Genomic DNA, 2,728 nt, shown 5'->3' on the forward strand with positions numbered 1-2,728 from the left:
CCCGGGGCGTTCTCGGGGGCGCCGGGGGCGCGGCGGGGTGGTCGGCGCGGGGTTCGGCGGGTGGCGCTGACGGGGGGTCGGGTGACCGTCGACAATCGGCCGTTCGACCGGGGATGTTGGGGAATTGATTACCAATTGGTACAGACCTATTGACCTATGTGGTTCAGACCACATAGCTTCGGCGCCAATCTGGTTTCCCCCACGTGCGTGCTCCCCCACAGGCACGCGCCGACACTCTGCCCGGAGGACCGAGTGTTGATCCGATCCTCGGCGGAGCGGCGTCCCACCGCTGCCCGTCGTTCCACAAGCCCGGCGGCCCGCGCCGGCCTGGCCGCGCTGGCGGGTGCCGCGATGGCCGGCCTGCTGGTGGCCACGCTGGGCGCGGCGCCCTCGCAGGCGTCCGCCACCGTTGACAACGCCAACTGTCGCCCCGACGGCCTCTACGCCACGCCGGGCGTCGACGTCCCGTACTGCAGCGTCTACGACACCGAAGGCCGCGAGAAGATGGGCGCTGACCACCAGCGCCGCATCATCGGCTACTTCACCAGCTGGCGCACCGGCCAGGACGGCACCAAGCCGTACCTGGTCAGTGACATCCCCTGGGACAAGGTCACCCACCTCAACTACGCGTTCGCCCACGTCGGTGGCGACAACAAGCTGTCCGTCGGCACCGACAACGCGCAGAACGCGGCCACCGGGATGTCCTTCCCCGGCGTGCCCGGCGCCGAGCTCGACCCGTCGCTGCCCTACAAGGGCCACTTCAACCTGCTGACGAAGTACAAGAAGCAGTACCCGAACGTCAAGACGATGATCTCGGTGGGCGGTTGGACCGAGACCGGCGGGTACTTCGGGGACGACGGCAAGCGCGTCAACTCCGGCGGCTTCTACTCGATGACCGTCAACCCGGACGGCAGCGTCAACCAGGCGGGCATCGACACCTTCGCCAACTCGGCCGTCGACTTCATCAAGAAGTACGGCTTCAACGGCGTCGACGTCGACTACGAGTACCCGACCTCGATGAAGGACGCCGGCAACCCGCTGGACTGGCAGATCGCCAACGGCAAGCGCGGTTCGCTGGCCAAGGGCTACGCGGCGCTGATGAAGACGCTGCGCGAGAAGCTGGACCGGGCCGGCGCCGCCGACGGCAAGCACTACCTGCTCTCGGTCGCGGCCCCGTCGTCCGGTTACCTGCTGCGCGGCATGGAGACCTTCCAGATCGCGCAGTACCTGGACTACGTCGACATCATGTCGTACGACCTCCACGGCTCCTGGAACAAGTACGTCGGCCCGAACGCCGCGCTGTTCGACGACGGCAAGGACGGCGAGCTGGCGGCGGCCAACGTCTACGGCACCGGCCAGTACGGCGGCATCGGCTACCTGAACGCCGACTGGTCGTACCACTACTTCCGCGGTGCGATGCCCGGCGGCCGGATCAACATCGGCCTGCCGTACTACACCCGCGGTTTCAAGAACGTCCAGGGCGGCACCAACGGTCTCTGGGGCACCGCCTCCGCGACCACCTGCCCGGTCGGCTCCGGCCTGACCACGTGCGGTGACGGCGCGGTCGGCATCGACAACATCTGGAACGACAAGGACGACGCGGGCAAGGAGTCCCCGGCCGGGTCGAACCCGATGTGGCACGCCAAGAACCTGGAGAAGGGCATCCTGCCCGACTACCTCTCCAAGTACGGCGTGACCGACACCGCCCTGCAGGGCAGCTACGTCCGCAACTACAGCTCCACCCTGGTGGCGCCGTGGCTGTGGAACGACGCCAAGAAGGTCTACCTGTCCACCGAGGACGAGCAGTCGATCGCCGCCAAGGCCGACTACATCGTCAACCAGGGCGCCGGTGGCGCGATGATCTGGGAGCTCGCGGGCGACTACAAGTGGGACGCCACCGCCAACGGCGGCAAGGGCCAGTACGTGCCCGGTTCCACGCTGACCTCGCTGATGTACGACAAGTTCAAGGCGTCCTCGCCGTACGGCGCGACCCGCTCGACGATCGCGCTGCCGCAGCAGACCCTGCCGATCGACGTGTCGTTCACCAACTTCGCGCTGGGTGACTCGAACTACCCGATCAACCCGAAGATCCACATCGTCAACAACTCGACGACGACCCTGCCGGGCGGCACCGAGTTCCAGTTCGACTACAGCAACTCGGCCCCGGGCAACGCCAAGGACCAGTCCGGCTTCGGCCTGACCGTGATCCGGCAGGACCACACCGGCTCCGGCAACGTGGGCGGCCTCAAGGGCACCTACAACCGGGTCTCGGTGAAGCTGCCGGGCTGGCAGTCGCTCGCGCCGGGCGCGTCGATCGACATGGACTTCGTCTACTACCTGCCGGTGTCCACCCCGTCCAACTGGACGGTCAACGTGGGCGGCACGCTGTACGGCCTCAAGGGCGACCTGACCCGCGGTGCGACCGGCGGCACGACGCCTCCGACCACGCCGCCGACCACTCCGCCCACGACGCCGCCGACCACGCCCCCCACCACCCCGCCGACCACTCCGCCCACGACGCCGCCGACCACGCCGGCCGGTTGCGCGGGTGCGCCGATCTGGGACGCGGGCACCACCTACGCCACCCCGACCAAGGTCTCCTGGAAGGGCCACTACTACCAGAACAAGTGGTGGACCAAGGGCGACGACCCGAGCGCCAGCGGCTCTTGGGGTGTCTGGAGCGACCTCGGCGTCTGCTGATGACAGCGGCCGCTTGAGGTGAGAGACG

The 2,728-nt window shown here is 68.1% G+C and carries 1 protein-coding gene; it reads left to right on the forward strand.

All coding sequences use genetic code 11. The annotated features are described in order from the left end of the window. Positions 1 to 351: 351 nt before the first annotated feature. Complete coding sequence (locus ABD308_RS02495) at positions 352 to 2,700, forward strand: chitinase C-terminal domain-containing protein (protein WP_344324795.1); 2,349 nt, start codon at positions 352 to 354, stop codon at positions 2,698 to 2,700. The last annotated feature ends 28 nt before the right edge of the window (positions 2,701 to 2,728 follow it).

Origin of the sequence: Kitasatospora putterlickiae, assembly GCF_039527695.1 — a bacterium.
Lineage (GTDB): Bacteria > Actinomycetota > Actinomycetes > Streptomycetales > Streptomycetaceae > Kitasatospora > Kitasatospora putterlickiae.